The sequence below is a fragment of the Streptococcus oralis genome (assembly GCF_018448765.2).
Classification (GTDB): domain Bacteria; phylum Bacillota; class Bacilli; order Lactobacillales; family Streptococcaceae; genus Streptococcus; species Streptococcus oralis_BM.
Map to the genome: position 1 here is coordinate 1,399,112 of NZ_JAHCMC020000001.1, position 19,184 is coordinate 1,418,295.

The 19,184-nt window shown below is 43.0% G+C and carries 21 protein-coding genes; 5 read left to right on the forward strand and 16 right to left on the reverse strand.

What is annotated here, in order from left to right:
* Nucleotides 1-65: 65 nt before the first annotated feature.
* From recG to nrdR, 14 genes are all read right to left on the reverse strand, one after another.
* Nucleotides 66-2,081, reverse strand: coding sequence for an ATP-dependent DNA helicase RecG (gene recG / locus KIH88_RS06905; RefSeq protein WP_213988179.1), 2,016 nt, complete (start codon nt 2,079-2,081; stop codon nt 66-68).
* An 18-nt stretch (nt 2,082-2,099) separates the two neighbouring features.
* On the reverse strand, nt 2,100-3,203 hold the full coding sequence (gene alr / locus KIH88_RS06910) for an alanine racemase (RefSeq protein ID WP_213988180.1): 1,104 nt from the start codon (nt 3,201-3,203) through the stop codon (nt 2,100-2,102).
* Entirely contained in the window at nt 3,193-3,555 is a 363-nt protein-coding gene (gene acpS / locus KIH88_RS06915) for a holo-ACP synthase (protein WP_084853461.1), read from the reverse strand. The genes alr and acpS overlap by 11 nt, the downstream gene beginning before the upstream one ends.
* Nucleotides 3,556-3,599: 44 nt before the next feature.
* Complete coding sequence (locus KIH88_RS06920) at nt 3,600-4,634, reverse strand: 3-deoxy-7-phosphoheptulonate synthase (RefSeq protein ID WP_213988181.1); 1,035 nt, start codon at nt 4,632-4,634, stop codon at nt 3,600-3,602.
* A 1-nt stretch (nt 4,635) separates the two neighbouring features.
* Nucleotides 4,636-5,667, reverse strand: coding sequence for a 3-deoxy-7-phosphoheptulonate synthase (locus KIH88_RS06925; RefSeq protein ID WP_213988182.1), 1,032 nt, complete (start codon nt 5,665-5,667; stop codon nt 4,636-4,638).
* Nucleotides 5,668-5,746: 79 nt separating this feature from the next.
* Nucleotides 5,747-8,260 carry a preprotein translocase subunit SecA gene (gene secA / locus KIH88_RS06930; RefSeq protein WP_213988183.1) on the reverse strand — a complete coding sequence of 838 codons (2,514 nt, stop codon included), beginning with the start codon at nt 8,258-8,260 and terminating at the stop codon, nt 5,747-5,749.
* A gap of 120 nt (nt 8,261-8,380) precedes the next feature.
* Nucleotides 8,381-8,701, reverse strand: coding sequence for a hypothetical protein (locus KIH88_RS06935; RefSeq protein WP_268700527.1), 321 nt, complete (start codon nt 8,699-8,701; stop codon nt 8,381-8,383).
* Between the two features lie 131 nt (nt 8,702-8,832).
* Nucleotides 8,833-9,429 (reverse strand): LemA family protein, encoded by a 597-nt coding sequence (locus tag KIH88_RS06940; RefSeq protein WP_000812473.1) that lies wholly within the window; start codon nt 9,427-9,429, stop codon nt 8,833-8,835.
* A 161-nt stretch (nt 9,430-9,590) separates the two neighbouring features.
* Nucleotides 9,591-10,445, reverse strand: coding sequence for a TPM domain-containing protein (locus KIH88_RS06945; RefSeq protein ID WP_213988184.1), 855 nt, complete (start codon nt 10,443-10,445; stop codon nt 9,591-9,593).
* Between the two features lie 225 nt (nt 10,446-10,670).
* Entirely contained in the window at nt 10,671-11,981 is a 1,311-nt protein-coding gene (der, locus tag KIH88_RS06950) for a ribosome biogenesis GTPase Der (protein ID WP_213988185.1), read from the reverse strand.
* A gap of 13 nt (nt 11,982-11,994) precedes the next feature.
* Entirely contained in the window at nt 11,995-12,708 is a 714-nt protein-coding gene (locus KIH88_RS06955) for an NADPH-dependent oxidoreductase (RefSeq protein WP_213988186.1), read from the reverse strand.
* The gene (gene dnaI, locus KIH88_RS06960; protein ID WP_213988187.1) at nt 12,705-13,601 is read right to left on the reverse strand and encodes a primosomal protein DnaI; all 897 of its coding nucleotides are present in this window, start codon (nt 13,599-13,601) and stop codon (nt 12,705-12,707) included. The genes KIH88_RS06955 and dnaI overlap by 4 nt, the downstream gene beginning before the upstream one ends.
* The gene (locus tag KIH88_RS06965) at nt 13,602-14,765 is read right to left on the reverse strand and encodes a DnaD domain protein (RefSeq protein WP_213988188.1); all 1,164 of its coding nucleotides are present in this window, start codon (nt 14,763-14,765) and stop codon (nt 13,602-13,604) included.
* Nucleotides 14,766-15,239 (reverse strand): transcriptional regulator NrdR, encoded by a 474-nt coding sequence (gene nrdR / locus KIH88_RS06970; RefSeq protein ID WP_001203678.1) that lies wholly within the window; start codon nt 15,237-15,239, stop codon nt 14,766-14,768.
* A 140-nt stretch (nt 15,240-15,379) separates the two neighbouring features.
* Here nrdR and KIH88_RS06975 point away from each other — a divergent pair, with 140 nt between their 5' ends.
* Genes KIH88_RS06975 through KIH88_RS06985 form a run of 3 tightly spaced genes read left to right on the forward strand, consistent with a single transcriptional unit; the run spans nt 15,380 to nt 17,189 of the window.
* On the forward strand, nt 15,380-15,745 hold the full coding sequence (locus tag KIH88_RS06975; RefSeq protein ID WP_049537140.1) for a GntR family transcriptional regulator: 366 nt from the start codon (nt 15,380-15,382) through the stop codon (nt 15,743-15,745).
* 4 nt (nt 15,746-15,749) lie between these two features.
* On the forward strand, nt 15,750-16,445 hold the full coding sequence (locus KIH88_RS06980; RefSeq protein WP_213988189.1) for an ABC transporter ATP-binding protein: 696 nt from the start codon (nt 15,750-15,752) through the stop codon (nt 16,443-16,445).
* A 15-nt stretch (nt 16,446-16,460) separates the two neighbouring features.
* The gene (locus KIH88_RS06985) at nt 16,461-17,189 is read left to right on the forward strand and encodes a hypothetical protein (protein ID WP_213988190.1); all 729 of its coding nucleotides are present in this window, start codon (nt 16,461-16,463) and stop codon (nt 17,187-17,189) included.
* 31 nt (nt 17,190-17,220) lie between these two features.
* Here KIH88_RS06985 and KIH88_RS06990 read toward each other — a convergent pair whose 3' ends face one another.
* Nucleotides 17,221-17,916, reverse strand: a complete 696-nt coding sequence (locus KIH88_RS06990; RefSeq protein WP_213988191.1) for an LrgB family protein — start codon at nt 17,914-17,916, stop codon at nt 17,221-17,223.
* A complete protein-coding gene (locus KIH88_RS06995) occupies nt 17,913-18,287 on the reverse strand; it encodes a CidA/LrgA family protein (protein ID WP_007521150.1) in 375 nt (124 codons plus the stop codon). The genes KIH88_RS06990 and KIH88_RS06995 overlap by 4 nt, the downstream gene beginning before the upstream one ends.
* Before the next feature lie 196 nt (nt 18,288-18,483).
* On the opposite strand from KIH88_RS06995, the gene KIH88_RS07000 reads away from it, so the two are divergent.
* The gene (locus KIH88_RS07000; RefSeq protein ID WP_000221644.1) at nt 18,484-18,864 is read left to right on the forward strand and encodes a MarR family winged helix-turn-helix transcriptional regulator; all 381 of its coding nucleotides are present in this window, start codon (nt 18,484-18,486) and stop codon (nt 18,862-18,864) included.
* Nucleotides 18,865-18,962: 98 nt separating this feature from the next.
* Nucleotides 18,963-19,184, forward strand: coding sequence for a DUF4649 family protein (locus tag KIH88_RS07005; RefSeq protein WP_000570267.1), 222 nt, complete (start codon nt 18,963-18,965; stop codon nt 19,182-19,184).

The following is a 19,184-nucleotide window of genomic DNA, read 5'->3' on the forward strand; positions in this document are numbered from 1 at the left end:
CTTTTTGATGACTCTAGTATAAGATCCAAACCTAAAATCTAGCTTATAGATTTCTTAGAAAAGGCTTAATCCAGATGTTCCCTCTTTTCTAGATGAAGAGCAATCATGCGCCATTCTGGATCCTCTTTCCAACCTTCCATCGAACTAATGTAGTTGGCAACCTTCCTAGCTTCTTCTAAAATCGGAAAATCTTCGATAATATCCGCCACTTGAAACTCTGGCAGACCTGACTGTCTGGTTCCAAAAATCTCACCCGATCCGCGCATTTTCAAATCTTCCTCAGCAAGGACAAATCCATTATTGGTTTCTGTCATGATGCGCATGCGGTCCTTCCCAGAGTCCGTCTTGGGATTAGCCACAAGAACAGCATAAGACTGCTTGTCTCCCCGACCGACACGACCTCTGAGCTGATGAAGCTGGCTGAGACCGAACCGATCAGCATCCATGATAATCATGACGGTCGCATTTGGAATATTGACCCCAACCTCGATAACAGTTGTAGATACTAGAATATCCGTTTTTCTCTCTTTGAAATCCTGCATGATCTGGTCTTTTTCATCACTCTTCATTTTACCATGTAGAAGAGCTACTTCAGCCTTGCCGGCAAAATGAGCTGTCAACTCCTCAGATAAGGCAATGGCATTTTTCAGATCCAGAGCTTCTGATTCTTCAATCAAGGGAGAGATGACGTATGCTTGAGAACCTTTTTGAATTTCTCCTTCTAACCAAGTCAGCACCTGAGGCAGTTGCTTATGTTTGATCCAACGTGTCACAATGGGTTTCCGACCCGCAGGCATCTGGTCGATAATGGAAACATCCATATCGCCAAAGGCTGTGATAGACAATGTTCGCGGAATGGGCGTCGCCGTCATCATGAGAACGTCTGGGTTGTCGCCTTTTTCCCGTAAAATCCGCCTTTGTCCCACACCAAAACGGTGCTGCTCATCGATGATAATCAAACCAAGTCGAGCATAATCAACCCCATCTTGTATCAGAGCGTGGGTTCCGATAATCAAATCAGCCTCACCCTTCGCTATGGTCTCCAAGACTTCTCTTTTTTCTGCAGCTTTCAAGGATCCTGTCAAGAGAGCGAGTTTCAAGTCTGGAAAGAGACTCTGTAGACTTTCAAAGTGTTGCTCAGCAAGGATTTCGGTCGGTACCATGAGAGCCGCTTGGTAGCCAGACGTCACTGCAGCAAACATGGCCAAGCCAGCGACTACCGTTTTCCCGCTCCCCACATCTCCTTGCAGGAGACGATTCATGTGGTGGTCGGACTTCATGTCGGTCAAAATTTCCCGCAAACTTTTTTCCTGAGCTGGGGTTAAGGCAAAAGGTAAACATTCCTTAACAGCCGTCACTTTTTCCTGAGACCAATTCAGAACCAGACCGCTTCCCTGAACTCTATTTTCAGACTTGAGCGTCTGCAACTGCATTTGGAAGTAAAAGAGTTCCTCAAACTTGATACGACGAAGGGCCTGCTTGTATTCTGCCAAATCCTTAGGAAAATGCATAGCGCGAACAGCCTGGCAACGGGACATGAGTTTGTATTTATCAAGTAAAGACTGGGGAAGGTTTTCCTCAATCAAGAGGTCCAATCCCTGATCAAAGGCTGTCTTAATGACCTTAACCAAACTGGCCTGACTGATTCCCTGAGCCAGACGATAGACAGGCTGGAGGTCATCTTCCACCTGAGCTAGAACCTTCATCCCAGTCAGACTAGCCTTGGCACGGTCCCACTTCCCAAAAACAGCAAGGGTTGCTCCCAACTCTATCTTGTCTGCTAGATAGGGCTGGTTAAAGAAATTCACCGCAAAAACGACCTCTCCCTGCTTAAGGCTAAAACGTAGGCGATTGCGCTTGAAACCATAATACTGTACACTGGCAGGTGTCACGACTTGACCAGACAGGACCGCCTTTTCGCCATCTTCCAGCTCCAGCACCCGCTTGGTTTTGAAGTCTTCGTAACGGAAAGGAAAGTAGAGCAAGAGGTCTTGCAAGTTTTCAATTCCTAGTTTGGCGTATTTCTCGGCTGACTTTGGTCCCACACCAGGCAAGACATGCAAGGGTTGATGTAGATTCATGCTCCACTCCTTTCTTTTTTAATAATATTCTCTCGGAATGCGATCGCTGAGGAGGCAAACCACCTCATAATTAATGGTTCCGCGGTAGGTCGCTACCTGAGTTGCTGTGATTTCCTTGTCACCGTTGGAGCCAATCAAGGTTACTTTTGTTCCTAGCGGACAAATCTTAGGCAAGCGAATGGTGATTTGGTCCATAGAAACCCGTCCGACGATTGGGCAAGCTTGTCCATCTACTAAAACAGAGAAATTCTGCATGTCTCGTGTCCAACCATCCGCATAGCCGATTGGCACGGTCGCGATGACTTGCTCGCTATCCGCCTGATAGGTGGCTCCATAGCCCATGCAAGCTCCAGCTGGCACTGTCTTGACATGGACCAGAGCAGACTCCAAACTCAAGGCTGGTGTCAAGTCATAAGGCAAGTCTAAGACATCTCCACTTGGATTGAGACCATACATGGAATCTCCCATACGGACCGCATTGAAAATAGTTTCAGCATGCCAGAGGGTCGTTGCCGAGTTGCTAGCATGAACCAGCTCTGGAACTTCCTTCATACTTGCCAAAATAGCTTTAAAGCGTTCTAACTGGGCATTAAAATAAGTATCTGATTCCTCATCTGCAGTAGCAAAGTGGGTAAAAATCCCCTCAACACGAGCACCATGTTGCTTGAGCAAGTCTTGAGCCAGATCAGCTTCACTGGCCCCTCTAAAACCAATCCGTCCCATTCCTGAGTCAATCTTGAGGTGAACAGTCAAGCCAGTTAAATCTGCTTCCTTGTCTAACAGCGCTTGAATCCACTCCAACCCTGCCACTGTCAAGGTGATGTCGTATTCTTTAGCTAGGGAAACAGCTTCTAGCTCAGAAACTCCTAAGATGAGGATTTTCTTGTTTATACCTGCTTGACGCAACTCGATAGCTTCATCAATATTGGAAACGCAAAATCCATCAACAACATCCTGGATCGCCGTTGCAACAGCTACCGCCCCATGTCCATAAGCATTAGCCTTGACTACTGCAAATTTAAGCGTACCATTAGGGATATGACTTCCCATTTGTTGTATATTTTGTCGAATAGCTCCCAAACGAATCGGAGCCTTGGTTGGTCTATGTAGACTAGCTTTCATGATTTTCCTCCAAAATGACACTTGCTGTCACAAACTGATCTGTATGGCTGATCGACAGCCAAATCTTTCCTGAAAATGGCGACTGACTAAAATAGGGAGCCCCTCGTTCATTGTTCAAAACTTCCAAATCCTGAAAGGTCAGCTTGCCAATTCCTGTCCCCATAGCCTTGGAAAAGGCCTCCTTAGCCGACCAGCGACCAGCCAAGTATTCGATTTGTCTGCGCCCTTTGAGACTGGTAAATCGTTCCATCTCTTTAGCAGTCAGCACGCGCTTAGCAAAGCCCTCACGTCGTGTAACTGCGTTTTCTATCGAAGCCAGTTCTTCGATGTCAATTCCGTGTCCAACTATCATACTCATAAAAGGAGCTGAGATTCCCCCAACTCCATCCTTTTCACTTATTTTGTTAAGGTAGTATAAATTTCTTCTACCAAGGCTACTGTATTTTCCCAACCTAGACAAGGGTCAGTTATGGAGCAACCAAAGACCTCTGGTTGATTTTGGCGGCCATCTGCTAGGTAAGACTCAATCATAAAGCCTCGCACCGTCTTTTTAATCTTTTCATTCCAGTCACGATTCAGCAAGGCTTGACGAACAATGCGAATTTGTTCCATATACTGCTTGCCTGAATTGTCATGATTTGTATCGATGATAATGAAGGGATGATTTTCAAGTCCCATGGTCTCATAGCGATTGATGGCATTTAAGAGGGTTTCATAATAGAAATTGGGTTCATTTTTACCATATTCGTTCATGGCACCACGAAGGATAACGTGGGTCAAGGGATTTCCTGAAGTTTCCACTTCTTGACCGTGGTAAAGGAAGGTTTGCTTGTTTTGAGCTGCATAGATAGCATTAAACATGACCCCAAGGTTCCCAGATGTTGGATTTTTCATCCCAACTGGAGCATCAATTCCAGAAGCTACAAAACGGTGCTCTTGGTCTTCCACTGAACGAGCTCCAACTGCATGATAGCTGACTAAATCATCGATCAAAACGAGATTTGACGGATAAAGCATCTCATCAGCTGTCGTCAAGCCCGTCTCCGTAATCACACGGTAGTGGAGCTGACGAACTGCCTGCAAACCATTAATCAAGCTTGGAGCTTTCGAAGTATCCGGCTGATGAACCAAACCTTTATAGCCATCTCCATTGGTACGAGGTTTAGCCGTATAGACACGCATCACGATAAAGATTTTATCCGCAACTTTTTTCTGCAAGTCCGCTAAGCGACGAGCATATTCGAGAACTGCTTCTTCATTATCCGAAGAGCAAGGCCCCATCACCAAAAGGATTCGATCATCCTCACCTGAGATGATGGCTGCCAATTCTCGATCACGGGCTTCTTTTTTTCGCAAGTCCTCAGGTGACAGCTGGGTCGCAGCCTTGATTGCTTCAATATCAATTTCTTGGCCTTTTTCGATAAATGCCATCTTATTCTCCTAACGTTTGATAGATTTCGCGAACAAGTGCTTCTGTGTTGTCCCATCCTAGACACGGATCTGTAATGGACTTACCAAAAACTTCTGGTTCATTTTGACGTCCATCTTCCAGATAAGACTCAATCATAAAACCACGAACGTATTTTTTGATTTTCTCATTCCAGTCACGGTTGATCAAGGTCTGGCGAACGATACGGATTTGATCCATGTACTGCTTGCCTGAATTGTCATGATTGGTATCAATGATGATAAAGGGATTTTCTAAGCCCATCTTTTCATACTGAGCAATGGTATCCATCAAATTGTCATAGTAGTAGTTAGGAATATTCTTACCATATTCATTCAAGGCACCGCGAAGAATGGCATGGGACAATGGATTCCCAGTCGTTTCCACCTCTTTACCAAGGAAGAGGAAACTCTGCTTATTTTGCGCTGCGTAAATCCCGTTAAACATAACATTGAGATTTCCAGATGTTGGATTTTTAAATCCTGTTGAAAAATCTGCTCCGCTCGCTACAAAACGGTGCTGTTGATCCTCTACAGAACGGGCTCCAACAGCCATATAAGAAATCAAATCATCCACCAGCGGAAGATTTTCAGGATAAAGCATCTCATCAGCTGTTGTCATTCCCGTCTCGGTAATCACACGGTAGTGGAGCTGACGAACAGCCTTGATTCCATTGATCAAGCTAGGTGCTTCTTTAGCATTTGGTTGATGAATCAAGCCCTTATAGCCGTCTCCATTGGTACGAGGTTTAGCCGTATAGACACGCATGACCATAAAAATGCGGTCTTTAACCTCTTCTTGCAAAGTAGATAGACGTTTGGCATACTCGAGAACCGCTTCTTCGTTATCAGATGAACATGGTCCAATCACCAAGAGAATACGCTGGTCTTTCCCACGGATGATGGCTTCTAATTCCTGATCACGTTGGTTTTTTCTCGCAAGAGCCGCCCCCTCCAATTTAGACAAGGCTCGAACTTCTTCAATGTTAATTTTAGGACTTTTAGCTGTAAATACCATGATTCATCTCCTTATAAAGCAAACGGACACCAAGCAAAAAATGACTTTTACCAGGTATCCGCCTGTATCTTATCTCATATTATTGTCTCTTACCATGACAGTTCTTGAATTTCTTACCAGAGCCACATGGGCATTGATCATTTCGTCCAATTTGGCTCAAGTCCACATCTTTTGGAAGCTGAGTCTGCTGCGCTGCGATATTACGAGTCGCAGTTGTACTGATATTGTGCTCAGTTTGAGGACGTTCCTGTTCGTGGATTTGTGCTTTCATCATCAAGCGGGTCACATCGAATTCAATTGATCCAATCATGTCATTAAACATGCGGAAACCTTCTGCTTGATATTCTACAACAGGGTTGTTTTGGGCATATCCACGAAGACCAACAGCATTTCGCAACTGATCAAGAGCATCGATATGGTCTGTCCACTTGTTGTCTACAACACGTAGGATCAAAACTTTTTGGAATTCTTTCACTGCATCTTCGTCACGAAGCTTAGCAACTTGACTGTCATAAACTTTCAAGGCACGTTGGAAAAGTTCATCTTTGATGGCCTGATCTGACAGACCTGCAAGATCTGAACGGCTGATTGAATCTTCTGGAAGCAAGTTATACTTAGCAAAGTTCAGGATTGCTTCCAGTTTTTCATCTTCTTTCGAACGAGCATGTGCATCTACGATTCGGCCAATGGTACGGCGGATCATAGCATGGATTTCAGGTGCCAAGTCACGGTCTGCAGTGATGACATCATAACGTTGTGCATAGATGATTTCACGTTGTTCACGCATAACGTCATCGTATTGAAGGACTTGTTTACGAGTATCGTAGTTGTTTCCTTCAACACGTTTTTGAGCTGCTTCAACTTGACGCGTTAACATGCGAGATTCGATGGCTTCATCAGACATATTGAGACGTTCAAAGACACCTTTCAAACGTTCTGAACCGAAACGTTTCATCAAATCATCTTCAAGAGACAAGTAGAATTGTGACTCACCTGGGTCTCCTTGACGCCCTGAACGTCCACGAAGCTGATTATCAATACGGCGACTTTCATGGCGTTCTGTACCAATGACACAAAGTCCACCAAGTTCACGAACCCCTTCACCAAGCTTGATGTCGGTACCACGACCGGCCATGTTGGTTGCGATAGTAACTGCACCACGCTGACCAGCGTTCATGATGATTTGCGCTTCTCTGTAGTGGTTCTTCGCATTCAAGACTTCGTGAGGAACACCTGCCTCTACCAGTTTCTTAGAAAGGAAGTCACTCGTTTCAACTGCAACTGTACCTACCAAGACCGGTTGACCTTTTTGGTGACGAGCTTTTACATCCTCAACTACAGCCTTAAACTTCGCATCAAGACTGGCATAGAGAAGGTCTGAGTGGTCGATACGTTGGATTGGACGGTTGGTTGGGATTGGGATGACGCGAATGTTATAGATTTCGCGGAATTCTTCTTCTTCTGTTTTACCAGTACCTGTCATACCTGCCAATTTCTTATACATACGGAAGAGATTTTGGTAGGTGATAGAAGCTGAAGTCTTAGTCTCATCTTGGATTGGCACACCCTCTTTTGCTTCGATGGCTTGGTGCAAACCATCAGAGTAACGACGGCCTTCCATGGTACGACCTGTAAATTGGTCAACGATCAAGATTTCTTGCTCTTCACTAACCACATAATCGATATCGAGTATCATGATATAGTTGGCACGAAGGGCATTATCAATAAAATGGGTAAGAGCTACGTTTTCGACATCATAGAGATTTTCCAGTTTGAAATAGCTCTCAGCCTTGTCAATCCCAGAATCAGACAAACCAATCGTCTTAGACTGAATGTCAATAATATAGTCATCCTTGTCCAAAGACTTCACAAAATGATCCGCCATATGGTAGAGTTGGCTAGTCTCAACTGCATTGGCACCTGAAACGATCAAAGGAGTACGGGCTTCATCGATCAAGATCGAGTCAACCTCATCGACCAAGGCATAGTTAAGCGGACGCTGTACCATGTTTTCTGCACGAACGACCATATTGTCACGAAGGTAGTCGAAACCAATCTCTGAGTTGGTTGAGTAGGTAATATCACAGAGATACGCTTCTTTTTTCTCCATTGGAGATTTGGCTGCTAAGTTGATCCCTACTGACAGACCGAGCCATGAGTAAAGCTCACCCATCTCAGTCGCGTCACGTTCTGTCAGGTATTCGTTGACAGTAACTACGTGAACCCCTTTACCTGCAAGGGCATTGAGGTACACCGGCATGGTCGCCGTCAAGGTTTTCCCTTCACCAGTACGCATCTCTGGAACGTCACCATGGTGAAGAACAATCCCACCCATGACCTGAACTTTATAAGGGAAAAGTCCAAGGACACGTTTTGCTGCTTCACGGACTACCGCAAAAGCCTCATATAACAGCGAATCAAGTGATTCCCCCTTATTGTAGCGTTCTTTAAATTCGTCAGTTTTTGCTTTTAGCTCTTCGTCTGACATCGCAGCCATTTGGCTCTCATAATTAAGAACCTTATCGGCCATCTTTTCTAGACGGCGAAGTTCTCCTTTATCATTTTCAATAATCGTTTTTAAAATATTAGCCATGATTTTCCTTACTTTTTATTCTGAATATTTTAGAATGTTCTTTTAATTTTAGCATATTTACCATTATTTTTCAAGAAAGAATCCTTGTTTTACAAGGGGAAAAAAGGGTTAGAAACTAGTCTAGTCCATCATTATTTTATGTTTAATTTCCCAAGAATACAGGCAATATCCCAAAATACCAAAATACCAAAAGAGATTGATCCAGAAGGCCAAGCAAGAGATGATGCCAAAGATGAGAAGACTGATTTTTTTAATCAGCACGGAGTATAGGACGGATAAAACACCAAAGACCACGAAGAGTTTTTTCATAACGAAATAATATACTGAAACTCCTCCTATTTGCCAATCCCAAGGAAGGAAAAATATGAGGAACCAGAGAAGGCAAATCGTAAGGATATATCTCTTGTAGTGCGCTTCAAGAAAGGCTTTTGTTTTTTCCATAGCAAACCTCCATTTCCGTCACTGTATCTTCCCTTTTATTATACCAAAAAACCTGGAAAAGGCTTTCCAGGTTCGGGTTTGAAATCACTAGTCATGCTTGAGAAATCCCTTTTTTCATAAGCTGATTCACTTTATTGGCTTGATGAAGAAGTTCCAAAATCGACCTTAGGAACTGTCTTGGCTTCTTCTGTTTCTTTAAAGGTTTCAGCTTCTTTAAAGTTCATCATATTCGCAAAAAGCACGGTTGGAAAACTTCTCAACTTTTGATTGTACTCGGCTGCGACTTTATTATAATCCTTGCGTGCTACAAAGATTCGATTTTCACTTCCTGAAAGTTCCACCATTAGTTGCTCAACATTTTGATTGCTCTTGAGTTCTGGATAATTCTCCGTCAAGGAAATCAAGCGGGAAAGAGCTGAGCTCAATTCTCCCTGAGCCTTTTGGTTTTCTTCTGAAGTTACTGAGCTACTACCGATTTTAGCTCTAGCATCAGCAATCTTGGTAAAGACTTCGGTTTCATGATTCATTTGTCCTTTGACAGACTCGACCAAGTTACCAATCAAGTCTGAACGACGTTGGAGGGCTGTAGAGACATCGGCCTGAGCCTGCTCCACTTTAGTCTGTTCACCAACCAGACCGTTATAGGTCGTCACTGCGGAACAACTTCCCAGAACTAGAAGTCCAAAGAAAATCGCCACTATTGAGAGAATTACTTTATTTTGTTTCATATTCAAAACCTTAACACTTTCTTTTATCAACTTTTCTGAGAAAATACTCAGATTTTAAATCAATTTCCCAAACTTTGGTTTTATTTTTAATGAAGGAGTGAACCCTTGCAAAGGAGTCACCTTACTGCATGGAGAAATCGGTTTGAGCAATATATGATCACTCACCAGTCATCAGACGAACCGCCACCATCGAAGCCACCGCCGTCCCAGCCTCCAGATGAGTCGGAGCCTGAGTCAGACCAAGAGGATCCTGAATCTGATGAGTCACCGCCCCACCAGCCACCGCCAGAATCATCGCCATGTGAACCACCACCACCACGGCCTCCAGATATAAAGCCGATGATCATCAGGATGAAGTAAATGAGAATTCCAAATCCGATAACTCCGTCACTCGAACTGCTTTTTCGATGCCGTCTCGAAGAACTGCTCTCACCAGCATACCTTTCAAGTTCCCTTAAGCGACTAGAGTTGGTCGCATAATCGTAACTACTTTTAGAACTTGAAGCAGTCGTACTCGATCCACTATAAAACATGTAGTTGAGATTGTTTGATATAGAAAGAACTCCATTGCTGTAGTCTCCCTTTTGAAAGTAAGGTCGTGCTGTTTTCAAAAATCTATTGGTCTGATAGTCAGTGATCTTACTGGCCACATTATTACTGGTTTCAATCCGTGATTTTCTATCTTGAACCGCTACCACAATCAAGGCACCGTGATTGTCTCCCGAGTAGCCAATCTTCCAAGCTCTAGCTGTTTCATTAGCGACAGTCTCGATTGTTTCTCCATCTAGGCTTTTCACAACGTAAACACCCATCTGGAATTTTTCTGATTTTTTACTATTGACATTATTCAATTCCCGAATCTGACTTATAGTCTCATCCGTTAAATAATGATCCGGGTCATAGATCCCGTACTCAGGTTTTTCAGGTGCTGTGAATGCTGACAAGAAGAGAAAGACCATCAGCAATCCAAGCAAGCGAACCAACAAATTATGTTTAAATAATCTGCTTCTTTTCATAATAACCTCCCTGATAAAGGAAAATTGATTTAAGGAATTATAGCATTTTGATTTTTACAAAGAAAGTACATTTTCATTACAAATAGATTACAAAATCTAGAAAAATAATTGAATTTTGATGACAGATTTTGTCCCCGATTTGACAAGCCTTTTTACTCCTTTGATAGAAAAAAGAAGACCTCGTAGCCTTCTTTTAGTTTATTTTTGTGTGAAAACAAGCATAGCTTACTTGCGTTTTCTTGCAATGAGATGGATTGGTGTTCCTTCAAAGACAAAGGCCTTGCGGATTTGATTTTCCAAGAAGCGCAGGTAAGAGAAGTGCATAAGTTCTTCTTCGTTAACAAAGATGACAAAGGTTGGTGGCTTGGTTGCCACTTGGGTCGCATAGAAAATCTTGAGGCGTTTTCCCTTGTCTGTCGGTGTTGGATTGATAGCAATGGCATCCATAATGACATCGTTCAAGACCGCTGAAGGAATACGGGTGTTTTGGCTTTCGCTGATTCGCTTGATCATCTCAGGTAGTTTGTGGAGACGTTGCTTGGTCAGAGCAGAGACAAAGACAATCGGAGCATAAGGCAGATATTGGAACTGCTCACGGATATCTTCTTCCCATTTCTTCATCGTATGGTTGTCTTTCTCAAGGGTATCCCACTTGTTGACCACGATGATCATTCCTTTACCAGCTTCGTGGGCAAATCCAGCGATACGCTTATCATACTCACGAATACCTTCCTCGGCATTGAGGACCATCAAGACCACGTCAGAACGGTCAATGGCACGCATGGCACGCATGACAGAGTATTTCTCTGTATTTTCGTAGACTTTACCAGACTTACGCATACCAGCTGTATCAATCATGGTAAACTCTTGTCCATCCGCATCTGTAAAATGGGTATCAATAGCATCACGCGTTGTTCCCGCTACTGGACTAGCAATCACGCGGTCTTCTCCCAAAATGGCATTGATCAAACTTGATTTTCCAACGTTAGGGCGGCCAATCAAGCTAAATTTAATCACGTCTGGATTTTCTTCTTCAACCTCATTTGGTAGATTTTCCACAATGGCATCCAGCACATCCCCTGTCCCGATACCGTGGACAGACGAAATTGGCAACGGTTCACCCAATCCCAGAGCATAGAAATCATAGATGTCATTTCGCATCTCAGGATTGTCAACCTTGTTAACGGCAAGGATAACAGGCTTATGGGTTTTATAGAGTTTGCGGGCTACGTACTCGTCCGCATCCGTGATTCCTTCTTTCCCAGACACCACAAAAACGATGACATCAGCTTCTTCCATAGCAATTTCTGCCTGGTGCTTGATTTGCTCCATGAAGGGAGCATCGACGTCGTCAATCCCTCCAGTATCAATCATACTAAAGGAACGATTGAGCCACTCACCCGTTGCATAGATACGGTCACGTGTCACACCCTCGACATCTTCTACGATTGAAATTCGCTCACCAGCGATCCGATTAAATAGGGTCGATTTTCCAACATTGGGACGTCCCACAATGGCAATAGTTGGTAAGGCCATGTTTTCTCACTTTCTACAATAACTTTTTCTGTTCTAGATTTTTTCGAGTTGAACGAGGTTCGGCTTGACCAAACTGCTCTGCTAGACGCTGACTCCAAGAGGTCGTCGCACGCGCACCAGCATAGTCTGCCTGAACTTGGTCATAGTCCAAAATCGCTTCAACTGGCTGTTCTTGGTATTCTTCTTCAAAAACTACTTGGTTCAAAGGCAGTCTTGGTTTGACCTCATGTTGTTGATTTGGCACGCCAAGGGCAATCCCAAAAACGGGGTAGGTATAGTCAGGCAAGTTAAAAAGCTCTGCCACTTCTTCCGACTTGTAACGGACCAAACCGATAATCACACCACCATATCCCAGACTCTCAGCAGCAAGCAAGGTGTTTTGACCAGCAAGCGCCGCATCCACAGAGGTAATGAGGAGACCTTCTACCCCTTGAGGTTGGAAAGTGTCCGTATGAAGACTTGCTCCCTTTTCAGCTCGGTTCAAGTCACCGACAAAGAGCAAAAAGGCAGCTGACTGGCGAATGGCTTCCTGAGGAACCAGTTCATATAGGGCATCTTTCTTCTCTTGACTGCGCACAAGAATCACAGAGTAGGATTGGAAATTTTTCCAAGATGACGCCATTTGTCCAGCAGTCAAAATCTCGTCCAAGTCTGCTTGAGGAATCTCTTGTTCCTGAAAACGACGAACTGAAGTATGAGCTTTCATCAGTTGAATGGTTTCTGTCATCGACGATTTTCTCCTTCTAGTCTTGTCTCCTCAGCCAAATAACGGATTCGTTCCATGACCCGTCTAGCTTCCCAAGTCTCATCATTTCCATTCTTTCCTTTGGCAAAATGTTTTTCCAAATCTTGAAAATTAAAGTTGGAAGTAAAGAAGGTCGGCAAATCTTCCTGCATACGATACTGGAGAATAACTTGGAGAATCTCATCACGTACCCAAGGTGTTGACTGCTCTGCACCAATATCATCCAAGACCAAGACTTCTGCTAACTTGATCTCATCCACCAAAGTCTTCACAGAGCCTTCACCGATAGCATTTTTCACATCAATGACAAAACTTGGATAGTGGAGAATCGTCGTTGATGCCCCACGTTTTTCAGATAGGTCATGAGCTAAGGCCGCCATCATGAAACTCTTACCGACACCAAAATCTCCGTAAAGATAGAGGCCTTTTGAGGTAGTTGGATAATTACTAACAAAATTTATCATTCTTTCCAGAACAGGAAAACGTGCAATATCATCCCGATAAACATCTACTAAACTAACATTTTTCAAGCTTGCTGGTAAATGAATCAAGTTGAGACGATTCTTGATAGCCGCCTGCTTCTCTGCTTCCACCAACTCTTCGGTTTCCTCATAAGACACATCCGCATAACCATGGTTCATGACCAAGATTGGTTTGTAGCCTTGAGCTATATAAGTTGTATCATTGGTTAAAAATTTCTGCCTCTCAGTGATATACTGGTTAAACTTGGAAATACTACGGTGAATTTCTTCTTGGCTCAAACGTTCCCGCTGGATAAAATCTACCACATCAGGATCCAGCATGATATCTTTGACTAACTCCTGATAATTAAAACGAGTGGGGTGCTTTGCCAAAGTTTCTCCTATACTCTCCATCTAGGCTCCTCCATTATCTAGTTTAGCTAATAATTCCTGCGTTCGGCGTTCCATTTCTTCTAGTTCTTGAGCCGAAGTCCTATTCTTATAGTCTGGCTGACTCCACTTAGGAACATTTGTCTTAGTCGAGCTAGTTTTTGATTTTTGGTCTTCCTGGCCTTTTTGCTGACGTTCTCGAATCCGAAGCACAGCTTCCTCTGCTGTTCGAATCTTGTGATAAGCGTAGTCATTTGCGACCTTCATGGCGTATTTTTCATTGATATTAGACGAATCAATCTTGTTAAAGGTTAAAAGCAGGACGATATTGATGACTTCGTCCAACAAGCCTAAAGACTCTATCTGGTGAAGGAGCTCCCTTTCACTCTGGGTGATGTACCCTTTGCGCTCTTGTTTGAGAACTTGTAAAAAATCTCGGGGAGTTTTACTCTTTGCTTCCCTGATAATGGCCATTTCTTTGGGGCTAAAGTCAGAAGACACTGGTTTTTGCGCAATCTTTTCACGCATGCGTTTGACTGAAATAACCGGAGCCACAGCTGTCGCCTTGGCTAATTGATAGGTTTCAAACCAGGTCCATTTTTTTTCATCTGCGATGGCAAACAATTCCAAAACATCCGCCTGCTCGTCTTCAAAACGCAAGCCATCTCGAGCCATCAGGCGCTGAAAATGTTCCAAGTCAAAATCATTTTTTAACTTGCTTTTAGACTCAGTTGGAGTCATTTCTTCAGTCAGGGTTGGAAAGACTTGACTCAAAGAAACCGAGAGTGCTTCTCCCTCACTTGGAGCCTGCTTCATAGCAGAAACAGCTGTATCCCCAATCTTTTTCTCTAATAATCTGCTATAGACAGAATGACTTAGAAATTCCTGACTGGAGAGGGGAGGATGAAGCTGTAATTCATAGGTTTCTCCCCTTTGATAAAGGGTCAACAAATCCAAGGCAGACAAGACTTTGAAGGATTGGAGCAAGGTCGGCATGCCAAAGTTTAAGTGGTTGAGGATATGGGAAAAAAGGTGTTCCTTTTGCCCACCATCCCAAAAGGTAATGGCATATAGATAGAGGCTCAGTGCCTCCTGACCGATAATCGGGAGGTAGCACTGCACCAGAGAAGAGGTATCTTGCGACACCCGATTATTCTTTAGAAAAGAAAAACGGTCATTTGGTTTCATCTATTTTTCCTTTTTCTTCTTAGAGGACTGAGTGATCTGCTGGAGCAGACTCTCCAACTCACTCACATCCTTAAAACTACGATAAACACTGGCAAAACGAACATAGGTAATCTCATCAAGCTCTGCCAATTCTTCCATGACTAAAGAACCAATGTATTCACTTTGGATCTCATTCTCACTGCGACTACGGAGTTTTTGCTCAATGCGATTGACCACCATGTTGATTTCATCACTCGAAACAGGGCGTTTCTGGGCTGAGCGAATAATCCCATTAAAGATTTTATCTCTCGAAAACTGTTCTCGCGTACCGTCTTTTTTGACGACAACCAGCGTTCTTTCTTCTACTCGTTCATAGGTTGTAAAACGATGCTGACACTCATCGCACTCACGTCTTCGACGGATGGTATTTCCTTCTTCGGCTTGTCGACTATCAACAACACTAGACTTGGTAGCCCCACATTTTGGACAACGCATGCATTTTCCTCCTTGTCGTTTTCTTTTCATTATACCATTTTTTGAGCAATTCCCAAAACAATTCTTATTTTTACTTGACAAGTTTTTTGTTTTATTGTATTATTTGATTAGAACAATAAAGACATAGAAAGGAGACTATGATGTCCTGGTCATTTGATAATACAAAACCCATTTATTTACAGATTATGGAAAAAATTAAATTACAGATTGTTTCCCATGAACTGGAACCCAACCAACAGCTCCCTACCGTGAGAGATTTGGCGAGCGAGGCTGGGGTTAATCCCAATACCATTCAGCGCGCTTTGTCTGACCTTGAACGTGAAGGTTTCGTTTATAGCAAGCGAACAACTGGTCGTTTTGTCACCGAGGATTTGGACCTCATCGTTCAGTCCCGCAAACAACTTTCCGAGGAGCAACTGCAACACTTCGTCTCTTGCATGCTTCAATTTGGCTACAAAAAAGAAGAACTGCCAAATGTATTAAGCGACTATATTAAAGGAGTTTAAGACTATGACACTACTAGCACTTGAAAATGTATCAAAATCATATGGAGCAACTGCGGCACTTGACAATATCTCACTAGAGATCTCAGCTGGAAAGATTGTCGGGCTCCTCGGACCAAACGGATCCGGAAAAACAACCCTGATCAAACTGATTAACGGTCTCCTTCAGCCAGACAAAGGACGTGTCCTCATTAACGGACAGGATCCAAGTCCTGCTACCAAAGCGATTGTCTCCTATCTACCAGACACAACCTATCTAAATGAACAGATGAAGGTCAAGGAAGCCCTAACCTACTTCAAGACCTTCTATCAGGATTTCAATCTTGAACGCGCCCAACATCTGCTTGCAGACCTTGGCATTGATGAAAATAGTCGCTTAAAGAAATTATCAAAAGGAAACAAGGAAAAGGTCCAACTAATCCTCGTTATGAGTCGTGAAGCCCGCCTCTACGTTCTGGACGAACCAATCGGAGGTGTGGATCCAGCCGCCCGTGATTATATCCTCAATACCATCATCAACAACTACTCACCGACTTCTACGGTGCTGATTTCAACCCACTTGATTTCAGATATTGAGCCAATCTTGGATGAGATTATCTTCCTCAAAGACGGAAAAATCGTCCGCCAAGGAAATGTTGATGATATTCGTTACGAGTCAGGTGAATCAATTGACCAGCTCTTCCGCCAGGAATTTAAAGCCTAAGCAAAGGAGATTATTATGTTTTGGAATTTAGTTCGCTACGAATTTAAGAATGTCAATAAATGGTATTTAGCGCTCTATGGAGCTGTGCTTGCAATTTCAGTTTTAATTGGAGCTTTTCTTGGTAGCCTTAGCCAGAGTTACAATTCTCACAATGCTGTTTATTTCATCTTCTTTTTGGTACTAGTCTTTGGAGGACTCAGCGTCACTCTTTGGATTGCAACAATCTTTTTAATCATCCGAAGATTCAAGGGGAGTGTTTATGACCGCCAAGGGTACTTGACCCTGACCTTGCCTGTCTCTGAGCACCAAATCATCATCGCAAAACTTTTAGGTGGTCTTGTCTGGTCCATCTTAAGCTATATCGTCTTTATCTTGAGTGTATTGATTATCTTCTTCTTAACACCAATAGAAAAAGACTTCACTGTCCTCTATAACTTCATTTCCCCTTACCTCAGCTACGGCTGGCTGTATGCCCTATCACTATTTGTCGGTTCGATTACATGGATTTTATCCATTTACCTCTCCATCTCAATCGGACAACTCTTTAATGAGTATCGAACAGCTATGGGGATTCTAGCCTATATCGTCATTGCCATCGTCATTGGTTATGTCTCTCTCTTTTTCCGAATTGAAAATAATTTTAACATGATGATTGGTACAGAAATCTTGCGCGATCTCTTTTTATCGGCTATCTACTATCTCGGTACCTACTATATTTTGAAAAACAAGGTTAATTTGCAATAAAAAATGCCCAGCTAGAAAGCTGGGTTTTTCTTTAACTCAATATCAAACTGGCTACAATAGGGCTAACAAAAACATAGAGAATACCGGTGACACCGATAGCTAATCCCCCCATGGCTCCTGCTACAGAACCGTACTGAAAAGCCGTTCCCGTTCCGACAGCATGACCTGTCCCACCAAGGGAAAGCCCGACTGCTACTGGGTCGTCAATTTTCAACCACTTCAAAAGGGTTGGTCCTATGACACTGGTTAAGATCCCAGTCGCCACTACGACGACCAAGGTCACAGTCGTCAAACCTTGCAATTTTTCTGTGATTCCCACTGCCATGGCGGTTGTTACTGACTTAGGAAAAAGAGAAATGGCTAGGAAAAAGTCCATGCCAAATATTTTCGCCACTATGGCAGTGAAGCTAGTATTGACAACTACTGCTAGCAGACTACCAAAGAGAATACTCCGAGCATGGTGCTTCATCAAGTGAAAACTCTTATAAAGCGGAATCCCTAGAGCCACCGTCGACGGGACGATCAAATTGTTCAGATATACCCCACCTTGGTAATAATCTTGGTAAGAAATCCCCGTCGTCTTAAGAAGGATGATAATGAAAATTGCCGACAAAAGCAAAGGTGTTGTCAAAGGATGGGGAAAACGCCTGTAAATCAACATTCCCACTAGATAAGCTAGGATAGATAATGCAATCCCAAACAGAGGATTGGATACAAATTCACTCATTTCGTTTCTCCTTTCTCATAATCTCCCTCAAATCGTCTCTTGATAAACTGAACCACTAGGGCTATGAGGATAATGTTGATGACAGCAGCAAAAAAGACAATCAAAACAATAGGCAAAAGATAGGGAGCAATGATATCAAACTTTTCCATGATACCCACTGCTGGCGGCAAAAAGAGAATGGTCATATTGGCCAGTAAGAAATTTCCAACCATGTTGACATGCCTGGTTCTCAACCACTTGAATTGTAGGGCTAGAAAGAGAATAATCAAACCGATAATACTGCCTGGGATGGGCAGATGAAAGAAACTGGAGATTCCCTCACCGATTAGAGAAATCACAAAGAGAATCATTAATTGAACATATAATTTCATCCTAAACTCCATGAAATAAACTTCTTGCATACCAGTTTACTCTTTTTTCAGAAAATTTCAAGGAAATATTGAAATTCTTCTTTATTGCAAGGATTAGTTAAAAGTAGTACAATAAATGCATGCGCAATCATCTTGTGTTAGAGAGACAGTCAGTAATGACTTTGTGATTTTTACTTTGAAAAGAAAGGAGAAAGCAATGACCTACTTAGAAAAATGGTTTGACTACAATCGCCGTCAAAAAGAAATGGAAGCCTTGTTGGAAGAAACTATTGCCCAGCAGAGTGAACAAAGGCTGAACTTGAAAGAGTTTTACCTGCTCTACTATCTGAATCTAGCCCAAGAAAAATCTCTACGACAAATTGACCTGCCAGATAAACTCCATCTCAGCCCAAGCGCTGTTTCTCGAATGGTGGCTAGGTTAGAAGAGAAAAACTGTGGCTTGCTTAGTCGCAGATGTTGCGATCAGGATAGACGGGCTAGTTTTATCTGCCTGACTGACGAGGGACAAACAACCCTGGCTTATCTACAAAAAGCCGTCGAAGAAAGACTGGAAACCAGTCTTGATTTCTTGCCTTAATAGGTATTTTTAAAAAAAGTTGCGTGCGCAATCATTTTTCTTGACATTCCTCTTTCCAAGGAGTAAAATAAAGTCAAGATCGAACAAAGGAGTTTTATATGATCGAAATTACCTATCTAGATACCAGCAAACAAGAGAGAACCATGACTTTCGAGTCTTACCAAGACTTTGAACGTTCTCAACAAGCTTGCCTTATCGGTGTCGCAGACTATTACCCAGTTCAAAAATTGACCTATAATGGTCATGATTTGGACTACCATGGGACTTACGGAGATGTCTTCTTCTATCTCATGAAACAAGATTTAAGCCAATATAACTAA